A 717-nucleotide genomic window follows, 5' to 3' on the forward strand; every position below is an offset into this window, starting at 1 on the left:
CACCACGTCGTGCGCGTCGAGGTGCTTGCGCGCCTTGGCCAGCTGGTCGTCGTAGGTGCCCAGGGGCGAACCGCGGTAGCCGGTGATGTAGCCGGCGGTGTTGAGCCCGGCCGTGCGGTCGCGGCGCTTTTGCATCATCGGCAGGCGCACCAGGGCCTGCACGCCGGTCAGGTACACCGTGCCTTCGGACGCGGTGTACTTGTCGTCCAGTCCTACGGACCGCAGGCTGGTGCCAATGCTCATATCGCTCATACCGTGTCTCCTTGGATTCTTCGTGACGTTGCGAGGGGATCAGGGCTGGGGCACGCCGGCCTGGGACGCAGGAAGGCATCCAGAAGCCGTTGGCATCCGCGTCTCAGCCTCGGCGGAGTACTTTTCCCGCGTAAAATGCAACCTATACACAAAGTGTAGACAGTTATGACGACATGCGTCAACAACATTGAACAGACACTGTGGTAATGTTGTGCAGCCGTGGTTTGGGCTTATGGAGCAACGGTGCCGACACCTAAAATGCGCCACGGATAACCGCACCAAGCTCCCACACCCACGCTGCCTCCTGCTCCACCCTGCCCCGCCCGCCAGGCTCTGCGGGCGATGGCGAACCTGCCAGACTGTCCCTCACTACCAACTGCACCGATGGCCACCAAAAGCACCAAAAAACCAGCGCATGTGCCACAGACCCGGGATGAAAGCAGTGTGGAGCGGCTGTATTTCGAA

General features: G+C 61.5%; 1 protein-coding gene. It reads right to left on the reverse strand.

Annotated elements, in window-relative coordinates; genetic code table 11:
- Positions 1–252 (reverse strand): hypothetical protein (locus tag B2J89_RS21345; RefSeq protein ID WP_169170830.1); only part of this gene is annotated, 252 nt, incomplete at its 3' end.
- Between the last annotated feature and the right edge of the window lie 465 nt (positions 253–717).

The sequence above is a fragment of the Acidovorax sp. SRB_24 genome (assembly GCF_012931925.1).